Origin of the sequence: Seonamhaeicola sp. MEBiC01930 (assembly GCF_045277075.1) — a bacterium.
Classification (GTDB): Bacteria; Bacteroidota; Bacteroidia; order Flavobacteriales; family Flavobacteriaceae; genus Seonamhaeicola.
In genome coordinates this window covers 962,275-976,426 of the sequence record NZ_CP104270.1, presented here as the reverse complement: position 1 = coordinate 976,426, position 14,152 = coordinate 962,275, and the positions used below count along the sequence as shown (strand labels likewise).

12 protein-coding genes are annotated in these 14,152 nt (G+C 33.8%); 8 read left to right on the top strand and 4 right to left on the bottom strand.

The window, feature by feature from the left end:
- The first annotated feature begins 45 nt into the window (after window positions 1-45).
- The gene (locus N1F78_RS04270; protein ID WP_406684948.1) at window positions 46-2,541 is read left to right on the top strand and encodes a DUF5686 family protein; all 2,496 of its coding nucleotides are present in this window, start codon (window positions 46-48) and stop codon (window positions 2,539-2,541) included.
- A gap of 162 nt (window positions 2,542-2,703) precedes the next feature.
- Here the strand turns inward: N1F78_RS04270 and N1F78_RS04265 are convergent, their stop codons facing one another.
- Window positions 2,704-3,153: a VOC family protein gene (locus N1F78_RS04265; protein ID WP_406684947.1), complete on the bottom strand. Its 450-nt coding sequence runs from the start codon at window positions 3,151-3,153 to the stop codon at window positions 2,704-2,706.
- Between the two features lie 256 nt (window positions 3,154-3,409).
- Here N1F78_RS04265 and N1F78_RS04260 point away from each other — a divergent pair, with 256 nt between their 5' ends.
- The 3 genes from N1F78_RS04260 (at window position 3,410) to N1F78_RS04250 (ending at window position 5,053) form a co-directional block, all read left to right on the top strand.
- On the top strand, window positions 3,410-3,991 hold the full coding sequence (locus N1F78_RS04260; protein ID WP_406684946.1) for a TetR/AcrR family transcriptional regulator: 582 nt from the start codon (window positions 3,410-3,412) through the stop codon (window positions 3,989-3,991).
- Window positions 3,975-4,550, top strand: a complete 576-nt coding sequence (locus tag N1F78_RS04255; RefSeq protein ID WP_406684945.1) for a TetR/AcrR family transcriptional regulator — start codon at window positions 3,975-3,977, stop codon at window positions 4,548-4,550. The genes N1F78_RS04260 and N1F78_RS04255 overlap by 17 nt, the downstream gene beginning before the upstream one ends.
- An 86-nt stretch (window positions 4,551-4,636) precedes the next feature.
- Window positions 4,637-5,053, top strand: a complete 417-nt coding sequence (locus tag N1F78_RS04250; RefSeq protein WP_406684944.1) for an SRPBCC family protein — start codon at window positions 4,637-4,639, stop codon at window positions 5,051-5,053.
- 49 nt (window positions 5,054-5,102) lie between these two features.
- On the opposite strand, the gene N1F78_RS04245 is transcribed toward N1F78_RS04250, so the two are convergent.
- Window positions 5,103-5,984 (bottom strand): LysR family transcriptional regulator, encoded by an 882-nt coding sequence (locus N1F78_RS04245; RefSeq protein WP_406684943.1) that lies wholly within the window; start codon window positions 5,982-5,984, stop codon window positions 5,103-5,105.
- Between the two features lie 81 nt (window positions 5,985-6,065).
- On the opposite strand from N1F78_RS04245, the gene hutH reads away from it, so the two are divergent.
- The 3 genes from hutH to hutI are packed head-to-tail and all read left to right on the top strand — an operon-like array spanning window position 6,066 to window position 10,797.
- The gene (gene hutH / locus N1F78_RS04240) at window positions 6,066-7,562 is read left to right on the top strand and encodes a histidine ammonia-lyase (protein ID WP_406684942.1); all 1,497 of its coding nucleotides are present in this window, start codon (window positions 6,066-6,068) and stop codon (window positions 7,560-7,562) included.
- A 5-nt stretch (window positions 7,563-7,567) separates the two neighbouring features.
- On the top strand, window positions 7,568-9,565 hold the full coding sequence (locus tag N1F78_RS04235; RefSeq protein WP_406684941.1) for a urocanate hydratase: 1,998 nt from the start codon (window positions 7,568-7,570) through the stop codon (window positions 9,563-9,565).
- Window positions 9,565-10,797 carry an imidazolonepropionase gene (gene hutI / locus N1F78_RS04230; protein ID WP_406684940.1) on the top strand — a complete coding sequence of 411 codons (1,233 nt, stop codon included), beginning with the start codon at window positions 9,565-9,567 and terminating at the stop codon, window positions 10,795-10,797. The genes N1F78_RS04235 and hutI overlap by 1 nt, the downstream gene beginning before the upstream one ends.
- 41 nt (window positions 10,798-10,838) lie before the next feature.
- Here the strand turns inward: hutI and N1F78_RS04225 are convergent, their stop codons facing one another.
- Both N1F78_RS04225 and N1F78_RS04220 read right to left on the bottom strand, forming a co-directional pair.
- Entirely contained in the window at window positions 10,839-11,015 is a 177-nt protein-coding gene (locus N1F78_RS04225) for a hypothetical protein (RefSeq protein ID WP_406684939.1), read from the bottom strand.
- 61 nt (window positions 11,016-11,076) lie between these two features.
- Window positions 11,077-13,314, bottom strand: coding sequence for a M1 family metallopeptidase (locus N1F78_RS04220; protein ID WP_406684938.1), 2,238 nt, complete (start codon window positions 13,312-13,314; stop codon window positions 11,077-11,079).
- Window positions 13,315-13,495: 181 nt separating this feature from the next.
- Here N1F78_RS04220 and N1F78_RS04215 point away from each other — a divergent pair, with 181 nt between their 5' ends.
- The gene (locus N1F78_RS04215) at window positions 13,496-14,023 is read left to right on the top strand and encodes an inorganic diphosphatase (protein WP_406684937.1); all 528 of its coding nucleotides are present in this window, start codon (window positions 13,496-13,498) and stop codon (window positions 14,021-14,023) included.
- The last annotated feature ends 129 nt before the right edge of the window (window positions 14,024-14,152 follow it).

Genomic DNA, 14,152 nt, shown 5'->3' with positions numbered 1-14,152 from the left:
TATAAACTTCATTAGCAATTTTTGCTAATGAAGTTTTTTTGTATTATGAATATAAGATTACTTAGTCTTTTAGTTTTTATCATACCGTTCATGACATTTGGGCAAACTAAAGTTAGTGGTCATGTGTTTGATGAATTTAATGAACCAGTATCATTTGCCAATGTTATATTTCAAGGGTCTACAGAAGGAACCACTACCAATGAGAATGGTAGGTTTTATTTAGAATCTGATGAAACTTGGGAATCACTTTCTATTTCTTTTATAGGTTATGAATCCTTATTAATTAAACTTGATAAAAAAGTTAACTTCAATTTAAAATTCACCCTAAAAGAAGAGGCGGCACAGTTAGATGCTGTTGTTTTAATGACTGGAAAGCAGTCTAAAAAGAACAATCCAGCTATAGATATTCTTAAGAAAATTTGGGAGCATAAACGTGAAAATGGGCTTAAGCGTTTTAAACAATATGAATACGATAAATACGAAAAAGTTGAATTTGATATTAATACAATTGATAGTACTTTAATAAAAAGTAAACTTTTTAGAGGTATGGAGTTCGTCTTCAATGAAGTGGATACTTCTAGAGTTACGGGTAAAACCTATTTACCAATGTTTATCAATGAAGCGGTTTCTAGGGTTTATGGAGACAATACAGCAAATAAAGAAAAGGAGGTACTTAAGGGAAATAAGAATTCTGGTTTTAATGATAATCAAGTAATTATTGATTTTGTAGATGATTTATATTCAGACTTTAATGTTTATGATAATTATTTGAAGTTTTTTGATAAAAGTTTTGTCAGTCCTTTGTCCAAAACTGGTGTAAGTACATATAATTATGTGTTAACAGATAGTGCTTTCATTGATAATAAGTGGTGTTTCAATATTATTTATTATCCAAGGCGTAAAAATGAACTTACCTTTAAAGGAGATTTCTGGGTAGCAGATACCACATACGCTGTAAAAGAAATAAATCTGCAAGCCTCAAAGAGTGCTAATATAAACTGGGTAAAAGAAATTTATATAGAGCAGGAGTTTGATGTTTTAAATGATTCATTGTTTTTAGTGAAGCGCGATTATATGATGTCTGATTTTGCTTTTAGCAAAAAGGAAAAATCTAGAGGTGTTTATGGAAAGCGCACAACACTTTATGATAATTATGACTTCGATCTTCAAAAAGATAAAAAATTCTATGAAGCAGAAGTTTATAATTATGATAAGGATGTTTATGATAGAGATGATGCTTTTTGGGAGAAAAACCGCTTAGAAGCTTTAAATAAAGACGAAAAAGGGGTTTATAAAATGTTGGATACCCTAAAAACGGTTAAAAAGTTTAAACAAATATATAATTTAGGTAGTATTTTATCATCAGGTTATATTGAGTTTAATACACTACCCCTAGATTATGGACCTATATTTTCTACTTTTGGGTTTAATGATGTTGAAGGCCTACGTCTAAGAACAGGAGGGCGCACCTACTTTGGAAGAAACGACCTTTGGAGATTAGAGGGGTTTTTAGCTTATGGGTTTAGGGATGATAAATTTAAGTACGGTATTTCAGGTAAGTGGTTATTGGATAAAAAAAGCCGACTTATTATTTCAGGAGGAAACAGAAGAGATGTAGAACAAATAGGGGCAAGTTTAACTACAAGTACTGATGTTTTGGGCAGAAGTTTAGCCTCATCTGCGGTTGTTGGCACGGGTGCTAATGATAAGTTAACAACAATTAACTTAACTAGTTTTGCTGTTGAAGCAGAACCCTTCCGTAATTTAATTATAAGATTAGGAGGGAATTACAGAACCTTAGAATCAGCATCACCAACATTTAGTTTAGATTATAATACCCCAACGGGAATTGAATCTGAAATTAAGCAATTTGAAGCTTCTGCCTCTTTATTTTATTTTCCAGGGCGCAAAATGACTGGGTTTGGTGTAGAACGTCATGATGCTAATGATGATTATGCGCGCGTTTTTGCTCAGGTTAGTAGAGGTGATAAAAACATGTTTAAAAGTGATTTTGATTATACCAAACTACAGTTTTCTTATATACAACCCTGGCAAATTGGTGGGTTTGGTAGACTAACAACTTCTGTTGAAGCCGGTAAAACCTTTGGTGAAGTGCCTCTTGGTTTGCTAAGTGTTATTCCAGGAAACCAATCTTATTTTTCAATCTATAACACGTTTTCTCAATTAGATTTTTACGAGTTTGTATCTGATACCTATACCTCATTTCATGTAGAGCATAATTTTAACGGACGTTTATTATCAAGAGTTCCATTATTAAGAAAGCTTAATTTGCGTGAAATTATTAGTATCCGTGGGGTTTGGGGAGATATTTCAGAAGAAAATGTGGCTTTAAGTACCACTAATAACCCCTATTCTATACCTTTAGTTGCTCCAAATGATAAGGTGTATTATGAATACGGTGTGGGCATAGGTAACATATTTAAAGTTTTCAGAATAGATTTTAATTTTAGAGGTAATTACCTAGATAACCCTGATGCGCGTAAATTTGGTATTACCGGTAGTTTTGGGTTTAATTTTTAGAGAGGTTCGTTTAACGGTGTTGTGTATGGTTTGTTGCGAGATTAAGTGGTTAATTTGGTATACAATCATGGGCCCGAAGAAATTCTAATGGAATTTCCAAATAAGCTGGAACCAAACAATTACATATGCGTGTTATTACGGTTCGTTTTTATTTTGAAATAGTTAATATTTTGCATCGTTTACTTCAATCCAATATCCATCTGGATCTTGAAAGTAAACTTGCCTTACCCCATCTGATCTAATCTGTATTGTTTTGCTTTTTCCATTGAAAGTAGAGTATTCAATGTCTTTTTCAACTAAATATTTTATATAGCCATCAAAGTCATTTACCGAAAATGCAATATGTAGGACTTTGTTAATTTTTATTTCACCATAGTCAACCTGAGCAATATGAAGTTGTTGATTGTTCCCAATTGCTAAGTATCGTATCATCCTATTTTCAGGGTTCGGAGCTTCAATCTCCTTAAATTTTAATATATCAGTATAAAATTCCATACTTTTCTCTATGTCTACAACCTGAATAGTGGAATGGTCAAGTTTAAGGGTAAAGGATTGACTATAAGAATAGAATGAAATACAAAGTAAAGTAGAGATTAGAATAGATTTTATCATGTTTATATATTATATGGTTTTAATTCAGTGAATATTTGACTTTTAGTTTTATTTAACCTACAAGCAAATGTTTTACAACTTTTACGGATATGTGTTGTTTTGATAATGAAACAAATTCATTATCAATAACTTACATTCTTCCTGAAACGAAGGTAGTTGAAAATATTTTCAAAATCAAGAAAGTGCTTTCCATTTCTGAACGCATTTTTTTTGTCTCGTTTTCCTATTCCTTATTTTTAAATTGTAATATTATAAAATGAGATATAAAGAATACAACGTAAATAATGTTCTTGAAAAGTGTGTTAAACTTTTTTGGGAACATGGTTTTAGAGGCTGCTCTGTAAAGGATATTGTTGAGGTTACTGGTGTTAACCGGTTTTCTCTTTATCATGAATTTCAGGATAAAAATGGTATACTTTATCATGCGTTAAAACTTTATAGAGAGCGTTATGTTATTGATAAACTCAAAATTCTAGAAGAAGATGACCATCCAAAGGTGGTATTGACCAAATTTTATTTAAGTTTTCTTAATGAGGTTAATTTGCATCATGGTTGCTTTTTCATACATATTGGAACTGAATTAGCTGATACAGATGAAAATGTTAATGTATTAGTAAAATCTTATCTTGGAGAGATAGAGTCTCTTATTCAGAATCTTTTAAGCAAGCATCCCACTACCAGGAACCAAGCACAGTTTTGCGCAAGACACTTGGTGGGATTATTTTGTACCACCATGAGCTTTTGTTTGATACATTCTGAAACGGAAAGAAATAATCATATATCAAACGGAATTGAAGTTATTTTAAGTAAAAATAAAAGTTATGCCACAAGCACTTAATCAAACATACGAGGAATTAGTATTTAAGGCCCAATCATTATTTTGGAAACAAGGCTATAAGGGTGTGAATGCAAAAGAACTTGCAAATCATCTTGATGTAAGTATGTCTACTATTTACAATAAGTATACAAAAGACATGTTGTTCATAGATTCCATTGAATATTACATGAACACTTATTCCGACCCTTTTTTAAGTCAATTAAGAGCTTCTAAAGAAGGTTTAATATCTTTAAAAGACTTTTTCTACGCTTTAATTGAAGCCCTGTTAGATAAGACATTTCCTAGAAGTTGTTTAATGGTGAATACGGTTGTTGAAATGCGTAATGAAAATCAAGATGTAATTAGTTTATATCAACGGTATTTTGATGCCTTGGTAAATAGTTACAAAGTAGTTTTAGAAAAAGCTATAGAATTGGGTCAAATAAAACATCCGGAGAAGAAAGATGATTATGCCCGCTTTCTATTAGGTGTTATATTTAGCTTGAGTATTTTATATAAAATAAATGATAAAGAAAGTTTACAAAACTTCATTGACGAGCGCCTTTCATTTATAGTTTAGTTTTATTTCTGAACGGGTTTTTTTATTCACTTCTATTAGTGAAATACATTTGTAATAGAATGTGTAACCAATAAAATATAGAAACCATGACAGAAGTAGTAGTAAGTAAACAAATTAAGGTAGAAGCAGTAAATGCTTGGAATAAATTAGCATCTTTTAGAGGAATAGAAGAAATCTCCCCAATTGAAAAATCTATAACCGAAGGAGAAGGTGCGGGAGCAACACGTACGTGTTATTTACCTGATGGTGCCGCCATTCATGAGATTTTGAATAAAGTTGATAATAATACTATGGAAATGGAATATGTTATAACAGAAGGTCCGTTTCCAGTTGAAGGCTATGTGAGTACAATTAAGGTTGAAGGTGTTGATGAAAGTAATTGTAAAGTGACTTGGGGTTGTGAGTTTGAAACATCATCAGAAAATGAAAAAGCTATGAACGAATTGTTTGGAGGTTTTTACAATGTAATTATTGATAATTTAGAAAGTGCACTTCAAAACTAGAAATTTATATATGAGACAATAAAATAAAAGGGCTGCCATTGGCAGCTCTTTATTTTATTAATTCTAAAAAATCCTTCAATATGGGGTTTCTATTGTTTTTATTCCAAACTACTGAAAGCGTCGTTTTCTGCTTTATTTTATTTAACTCAATAAACTTTATCTTTTTGTTGTCAGTAGTTACTAAAGATTTTGGAACGATTGAAATTCCGAAACCATTTTCAACCAATTTGTAAATGGAGCCAGCGTGAATAGTGTTGTGAGATACTATAGGGGTAAAACCACTATCATCAAAAATTTGCATCACTTTTTCGTAATATGATGCGCTGTATTTGGGGTCAAATAGGATGAAAGGTTCTTCTTTTAGTACTGATAGATTTCTAAAGTTTTCTGTGTTAATAGGATAGTCTTTTGGTAATACCAAACAAAAGCTCTCTTTTAAAATAGACTTTATTTCTAACCCCTTTGGTACACGCTCTAATCTTACAAATCCTAAATCCAAATCAAAGGATAATAAATTTTGTATTTGAGTTTCGTTGTCTAACTCTTTTAACCCGAAAACCACATTGGGATGTTCTGCTTCAAAATCTAACAATAGGTTGGGGATGATTTCTTGCATAGCAGAACCTACATAGCCTAGTTTCAAATCTCCTTTTTTGCCATCATTTAACAATTTAGCATGTTCTAAAGTTTGGTCTAAGCTTTTTAGGGTAAGTTTCAATTCTTTTTTAAGGTAAGCTCCAGCCTTGGTTAGAACAACTTTTCGGTTATGTCTTTCAAACAAGATAACCCCCAAATCCTCTTCCATTTGTTTTATTTGTCGGCTCAATCCGGGTTGTGAAATATATAGTCTTTCGGCTGCACGCCTAAAGTGCAATTCTTCGGCTACAGCCAAAAAATATTTGAGATGCCTTAATTCTAATTGATTACCCATAGTTATCAATAATCAACAAAGATAGTCTTTTTAAGTATTAAAATTAGGGATAAATTTGAGAAAAGAAAATGAACATTGATTATGAGTTTTAAATACGGAATTGATACCCTTACGGTTGATAAGGTTTTAGATATTGCAAATGGCAAACTTGTGGCCGAAATTACTCCGGAAGCGAGAGAAAAAGTATTGATCTGTAGGGAGAAGGTTGAAGCCATAGCCAATAATAATAAACCTGTTTATGGTATTAACACAGGGTTTGGACCACTTTGTGAAGTTCAGATTACTCCAGAAGAAACTAAAGCATTACAGAGAAATTTGTTGTTAACTCATGCGGTTGGAGTTGGAAACCCAATTGATAAAAAGTTATCTAAAATCATGATGATATGCAAGGTGCATGCATTATGTCAGGGATTTTCCGGTGTGCGATTAGAACTTATTGAGCGTATTATTTATTTTATTGAAAATGATTTGTTACCTGTTGTTCCAGAGCAAGGTTCAGTTGGAGCATCGGGAGATTTGGCACCTTTAGCACATTTGTTTTTGCCATTAATTGGTGAGGGTGAATTTTGGGTTGGTGATGATATAAAATCGGCTAAAGCTATTTTGGAACTGCACGGGGTTAAACCAATACAACTTCATTCTAAGGAAGGACTTGGTTTAATAAATGGAACTCAATTCATTTTGGCGCATACTATTGTTGGTCTAAATAAGATGCAATACTTGTTGGATATGGCTGATGTTGCTGGCGCTATGAGCATTGAGGGGTATCAAGGAAGTTTTTCGCCATTTAAAGATGAACTTCATAGGATACGGCCATATAAAGGTACTATTGAAGTAGCAGAACGTATGTTCATGTTGCTTTATAGGTCTCAAAACGTAGATTCTCATGAAAATTGTGGGCGTGTGCAAGACCCTTATTCTATGCGTTGCATTCCTCAGGTACATGGCGCATCACGAAATGCCTATTATCATTTGAATGAATTGGCTGAAGTTGAAATGAATTCGGTAACAGATAACCCTATTGTTTTAAGTGAATCCGAAGCTATATCTGGCGGGAATTTTCACGGACAACCGTTAGCGATGGCATTAGATTATTGTTCAGTGGCCGCAGCAGAATTAGGTAATATTGCCGATAGAAGGTGTTATTTATTACTTGAAGGAAAGTATGGTTTACCAAGATTATTAACCACAGGTGGTGGTGGATTAAACTCTGGGTTTATGATTCCGCAATACACTACAGCCGCTTTGGTAACAGAAAATAAATCATTGTGTTTTCCGCCATCGGCAGACAGTGTGCCTACATCATTAGGACAAGAAGATCATGTGTCTATGGGTAGTATATCGGGGAGAAAGTTTAATCAGATTCTTGGTAACTTGGAAAAAATATTGGCAATAGAATTAATGTATGGCGCCCAGGCTTTAGAGTTTAGAAGGCCTAATACGTTCTCAGATATTATAGAAGACAACTTCAGAATTATCAGAAGCAAGGTACCAAAGTTAGAAGATGATAGAGCCTTAAAAGCAGATATAGATGCTATGATTGAATTGGTAAGAACACAAGCGTTTAATTTAAGATAGGCTTTATGACATTTCAAGAACAGATATTACAAGGCATCCCAAATGCGCTTCCAGAAAAAAAAGCATACCCTAAAGGTGCTAACAGAGCGCCAAAAAGAAAGGATATTTTATCGGTTGAAGAAAAGCAATTGGCTATTAAAAATGCGCTGCGTTATTTCCCTAAAAGTTGGCATAACGAACTTGCCGAAGAATTCGCCAATGAGTTAAAAGAATTTGGTAGAATATATATGTACAGGTTTAAACCTGATTATAAAATATATGCGAGACCCATTTCGGAGTATCCAGCTAAATCTATGCAAGCGGCAGCTATAATGGTTATGATTCAGAATAATTTGGATCCTGCTGTGGCGCAACATCCAGAAGAATTGATTACTTATGGAGGTAATGGGGCTGTGTTTCAAAATTGGGCGCAATACCTGATGGTGATGCAATATTTGGCTACTATGACAGACGAGCAAACGCTTCATATGTATTCTGGTCATCCTATGGGATTGTTTCCTTCGTCTAAAAATGCACCGAGAGTTGTCGTGACAAATGGTATGATGATTTCTAATTATTCCAAACCAGACAATTGGGAAAAATTTAATGCATTAGGCGTGACTCAATATGGGCAAATGACAGCGGGTTCGTTTATGTATATTGGTCCGCAAGGAATTGTTCACGGAACTACCATAACGGTAATGAATGCCTTCCGAAAAATTTTAAATAAAAACGAAAATTCAAATGGTAAAATCTTCTTAACTGCTGGATTAGGAGGCATGAGTGGTGCGCAACCTAAAGCAGGTAATATTGCCGGTTGCATTACCATTGCTGCAGAGGTGAATCCTAAAGCGGCAACTAAACGCCGTGAGCAAGGTTGGGTAGATGTGTTGGTAGATAATTTAAACGATTTAGTAACTCGTGTAAGAAAGGCTCAAACCGAAAATGAAGTCGTTTCGATAGCCTATATTGGAAATGTGGTTGAGGTTTGGGAGCGTTTTTATGAAGACGATATTTTTATTCATTTGGGGTCAGACCAGACCTCATTACATATCCCATGGACAGGTGGTTATTATCCGGTCGATGTGTCTTATGAAGAATCAAACCGATTGATTCGTGAAGAGCCAGAAGTGTTTAAGCAGAAAGTTCAGGAATCTTTAAAAAGACATGCCAATGCTATAAACAAACATACAGACAGAGGAACGTATTTCTTTGATTATGGTAATGCCTTTTTATTAGAAGCTTCCAGAGCGGGGGCTGATGTGATGGCTGAAAATGGCATCGATTTTAAATACCCATCATACGTACAAGATATTTTAGGACCCATGTTTTTTGATTATGGTTTTGGACCATTCCGTTGGGTATGTGTTTCTGGCAAGTCTGAAGATTTAGACGCTACCGACTCTATAGCTGCTGACGTGCTTCAGGAAATTATGGAAAATTCACCTGAGGAAATTCAATTGCAAATGCAAGACAATATCACTTGGATAAAAGACGCCAAAAAGAACAAAATGGTGGTGGGTTCCCAAGCTCGAATTTTATATGCTGATGCGGAAGGACGTTCTAAAATTGCTCAAGCTTTTAATAAGGCTATCGCTGAAGGTAAGATTGGGCCCGTAGTTTTGGGTAGAGATCATCATGATGTAAGTGGAACTGATTCACCGTTTAGGGAAACCTCTAATATCTATGATGGAAGTAAGTTTACGGCAGACATGGCTATTCATAATGTAATTGGTGATAGCTTTAGAGGTGCCACTTGGGTATCTATCCACAATGGTGGTGGCGTTGGTTGGGGCGAAGTCATCAATGGTGGTTTCGGTATGGTTTTAGACGGCACCAAAGAAGCAGAGGAGCGTTTAAAGAGCATGTTGTTTTATGATGTAAATAACGGAATAGCCCGCAGAAGTTGGGCAAGAAATGATGAAGCGATATTCGCAATTAAACGAGAAATGGAAAGAACACCAAATTTAAAAGTAACTTTACCTAATTTAGTAGATGATACTATTCTAAATAATCTGTTTTAATGGCTACCCTTTTTAAGAACATAAAAGAATTACTTCAGGTAAGAACTGAACCTGTCAAGTTTGTTTCTGGAAAAGAGATGAACATTTTGCCAACTATTAAAGATGCTTATTTATTGATTGAAAATGGTTTGATTTCTGATTTTGGAAGTATGAGTGACTGTCCTAATAGTAATTTTGACGAAGTTATTGATTGTACTGGGAAAATGGTGATGCCGTCTTGGTGTGATTCGCATACGCATTTGGTTTATGCTGGAAACCGAGAAAGTGAATTTGTTGATAGAATAAATGGGTTGACATATGAAGAAATAGCCAATAGAGGAGGAGGTATTTTAAATTCTGCTAAAACTCTACAAGAGACGCCTGAGGATGATTTATATAATCAAAGTAAAATAAGACTAGAAGAAATTATCAAGTTAGGATCTGGTGCAGTGGAAATAAAATCGGGTTACGGATTAACATTGGAAGCTGAGTTAAAAATGCTTCGGGTGATAAAACGTTTGAAAGAGAACTATTCCATAGAAATAAAAGCTACTTTTCTCGGGGCACATGCGCTACCTGAAGAATTTAAGAATACTTCTGATTACATAGATTATGTTATTGAAACTATTTTGCCAATAGTTGCTAAAGAAAATCTAGCAGAATATATTGATGTGTTTTGTGAAACGGGCTACTTTTCTGTAGAAGATACCAACCGTATTTTACAAGCAGGAAAGCAATACGAATTAATTCCTAAAATTCATGTTAATCAATTTACAGCAATTGGTGGTGTGCAAGTTGGTATAAAACATAAAGCCTTGTCTGTTGATCATTTAGAAGAAATGCGTGATGAAGATATAGAAGTATTAATAAATACTGAAACTATGCCAGTAGCATTACCAGGTTGTTCTTATTTTTTGAGTATTCCATATACTCCAGCGCGTAGGATAATTGATACTGGTTTACCATTGGCATTAGCAACGGATTATAATCCAGGTTCTGCACCTTCAGGGAATATGAATTTTGTAGTGTCAACAGCTTGTGTAAAAATGAAAATGACACCAGAAGAAGCTGTTAATGCAGCTACTATTAATGGCGCTTATGCTATGGGGTTACAGGGTAAAGTAGGTTCCATTACTAAAGGAAAACTAGCTAATTTAATTGTAACAAAACCAATTAGCTCATATGGTTTTATATCTTATGCTTTTGGCGATAATCAGATTGAAAAGGTGTATTTGAGCGGGAAAGCTGTTTGAAATTAAAAATAATCATAATTCGACTTAATTATTTTTGGAATTTAATTACGCTCGTTACCATATTTATCCATTTTGCAACCACAATTTTTGCAAGTACTTCCTCCCCATAAAATTTCTCTCCAGCCTTTTGGTCTGCGAACTTTGGGTTGTTGAGTTTGGCATCTTGGACAGTTAACAGGTTTCAAGTTAACCCCGAAATCTTTCAGTTTAATGCTCATGTTATATTTTTTTATGTATCAACTTTCAATGTGTTTAAAAATGACGTTGCTGAAGGATCTATCAATTACTTGATTGTTTCTTTTTAAATGAATCAAAATCAGATTCGGTTTCAACCTTAGGGAAACTATTGTTTTCAATATTGGTATCAGCAAATTCAAAATTAGGATCTAAATTAACTTTAGATACCTCCTTTTCTTTAACAAAAGTGTGTTTGATTTGGTATTCGTTTCTTCGCCAAATTTCTGCTGGTAATCGGTCTATTTCTTTACTGCCATCAGTAAAAACCCATTCAATTGTTACAGGCATTACTAATCCGCCTTTATTTTTAATGGTAACTTCATAAATGTTTTTGCCAGATAGTTGTTTTCTAACTTCAGCTTCATCAAGCCTTGATAAGAAACCACCGTATGCAGCCTCCGGAGTTGAGGTCATATTAATGGTTTCTGGTCCACTAGAAAAATCTTTGGCCGACGCTTCAGAGCTTTTTCCATCAGCTTCAATTTTTAATTTGGTAGATTGATTTTGGTCTTCAATATTACTCTGCTCTTCGTAAACTTTAAACCACTTTACATCGCTTAATTCCATGTCAACGTTGTCAGTTGTGAAAAACCATCCTCTAAAAAACCAGTCTAAATCAACGGCCGTAGCATCTTCAAGAGTTCTGAATAAATCTCCCGGGTTTGGGTGTTTATATTTCCAACGGTTAGCATATTCCTTAAAGGCTTCATCAAATAAATCTTTTCCTATGATTGAGTTTCTAAGCATTTGTAAACCTACCGTAGGTTTAAGGTAAAAATTAGCTCCAAATTGTTGTAGCAACTCATTATCTGAAGTTGTCATTATTGGTCTCAAAATGTTTTTGTCACCACTCATAAAAGGTACTATACTTTTAGGTGTTGTACTATTAGAATTCGGATACCTTTCAGCAATAGTTCTTTGATGTAAAAAAGTGTTTAAACCTTCGTCCATCCACATCCATTTTCGTTCATCTGAGCTCACAATCATAGGGAACCAATTGTGGCCAACTTCATGTATAATAGTGCTTATCATACTTGCTTTAGCTCCTTTACTTATTTTGCCGTTTTTTGGCCTACCCCCATTAAAACTAATCATAGGGAATTCTATTCCAACATTAGAAGTGTTAACAGAAATGCAAACTGGGTATGGGTAGTCAAATGCAGCCTCAGAGTATACTTCAAGAGCGTTTTTAATGGCTTTAGTAGATTCTTTCTTCCAAACAGGAAGCCCTTCTTTTGGGTAGAAAGACATGGCTATAACATTATTTGTTGGGAGTTTTATAGCTTGAGCATCCCACATGAATTTTCTAGAAGAGGCAAACGCAAAATCACGAACATTATCAGCTTTAAATCTCCAAGTTTTTTTCTTAGTAGACTTTTTGTTTTCATTAGCTATAGCCTCTTCTTCAGTGATAATCATTACAGGATGGTCAAATGATTTTTTGGCTTCCATTAATCTGGTACGCTGTTGTTTTGATAAAACCGATTCTGGATTTGATAATGTTCCCGTAGATGCTATAATATGGTCTGAAGGTACTGTTATTTCAACCTCATAATTGCCAAATTCTAAAGCAAATTCACCTAACTTTTGAAATTGTTGATTTTGCCAACCTTCAGTGTCGTTATAAACTGCCATTCTTGGGAACCAATGGGCAATTAAGTAAACCGTATTATCATCTTCAGGGAAGTATTCATAACCTTCTCTTGAAAGTAAATACATACTGCGGTCTGTGATATGATAGGACCATGCAATATTTAAAGTAGTAGACTCACCAGATTTTAAAGGTTGATTTAGTTTAACCTTCATCATGGTATTGTTTACGGTGGTTTTTAAGTTGTTGAAGTTGCCGTCTTTTACATGTTTAATGCTATATCCTGCAGGAAAATTAATGGCCCTGGTAAGAAATTGCATTTGGCGGGTATTAATTCCGTCCCTTATATTATTGTTTATAGTTCCAAAATCTTCATTTCCCTTTTTATTTACGTTTTGCTCCAATTGAATCCATACGTAACTTAACTCATCTGGAGCGTTGTTGAAATAAGTAATGGTTTCTTCTCCTGAAAGAATGTTACTGGTTTCATCTAATTCTGCTTTTATATTATAATTAGCACGTTGTTGCCAGTAATCTTTCCCTGGTGCTCCACTAGCGTTTCTATAATTATTAGGAGGTGAAATTAAATTATCAATAGGTTCAAATTTACCTTTCCAAGGTTGTGTTTGAGCTTGTAATTCTAAAAAAAAGAATATTGAAATTAATAATATCTTCGTATATCGCATCATAATTGAGTTAGTCAGAATCAATAATTGCCTACAATATAGCAAATAATAACAGGTTTTATTGTTAAAAATACATTCTATAGGAAGCTAAATTTATGCTTTTGTGAAAAGATATAAATGTGAGAATTTATTATTGTTTAAAGCATATGTGTTCTTTACCTTTACGGTCTAAAATAGAGTATATATGGCAAAGAAAAAAGAAGTAACATTTGACGTGTTAATTGAAATTCCAAAAGGAAGTAGGAATAAATATGAATATGATTTTACGTTAAATAAAATCCGATTTGACAGAATGTTATTCTCCTCAATGATGTATCCAGGAGATTATGGTTTTATTCCTGAAACCTTAGCATTAGATAAAGATCCTTTAGATGTTTTGGTTTTAGGTCATCAGCCTACCTATCCCATGGTAGTTATGGAAGTTAGACCAATTGGTGTTTTCCATATGACTGATGAAAAAGGACCTGATGAAAAGGTGATTTGTGTTCCTGTATCAGACCCAATTTGGAGCAATAAATCTGATATTTCAGATTTAAACCCACATAGATTAAAAGAAATTGAACATTTCTTTCAGGTTTATAAAGATTTAGAAAAGAAAAAAGTAGATGTAGGTGGTTGGGGAAATGCTGAGGAAGCTATTAAAATTTATGAGGAATGTGTGGAGCGCTATGATAAAAGTGAGCACAAAAAGAAGCGTACTTTTGTGATTTAACTAGTAGCTGAAAATAATAACTTTAAAAAAGCCATCATAATTTTTATTATGATGGCTTTTTTATTAAATAAACTTTAGTATATAATCTTTATTTTGATCTCAAAATGTTGATAAAAAACTAACAAAAAT